We start from the raw sequence: 542 nt of genomic DNA, 5'->3' as shown, positions 1-542 counted from the left end.
GGTGCGATACCGGTGAAGGAGACGCCCGGGACGCCATCCATTTCAAACGGTACGAGCACGCCGTGCCAATGAATCGAAGTCTGTGTTTGCAGGCGGTTGGTGACGCGCAGCGTGACTTCGCTGCCCTGTTTCCAGTAGAGGATCGGCGCGGGGATGGATCCGTTGACTGCGACGGCATAGCGTTCGCGCCCGCTGAAATCGACCGCCATCTCCGCGATGGTCAAATCGAACTCCGTGCCTCGGAGAACTTCCGGCTGCCCTTGGCTGCGTAGCGCCCAGGCGTGACTTGGCAAGCCCGCCGCCATGAGTGCTCCCGCTGGAATCTGACGTAAAAACTTGCGTCGGCCTAGGCACTCGGGAGGCGGACTGTAGTCGCTCATTTTTTCTTCCCTCAGGTGGATGGCGGGGGCGTAGCCGCACAGCGGCATGCCAGCGCCCGATAGGAAGCAGAGCGCGTGCCACCATCGGGTCGGCCAGGCACTGTCGACGCAACGCGCGTGTTGAGCCAAGGGTGTTTGGCGGAGGACGGTGAATGGGAATCG

At 62.7% G+C, this 542-nt stretch carries 1 protein-coding gene; it reads right to left on the bottom strand.

From position 1 onward, the window contains the following. The coding region (locus D1614_RS26435) for a multicopper oxidase domain-containing protein (protein WP_155523350.1) at positions 1-380 on the bottom strand (380 nt) is incomplete at its 3' end. Positions 381-542 lie beyond the last annotated feature (162 nt).

It is taken from the genome of Maribellus luteus, from assembly GCF_003576475.1.
GTDB classification, from domain to species: Bacteria; Bacteroidota; Bacteroidia; order Bacteroidales; family Prolixibacteraceae; genus Draconibacterium; species Draconibacterium luteum.
This window is presented reverse-complemented; position numbering and strand designations above follow the sequence as displayed.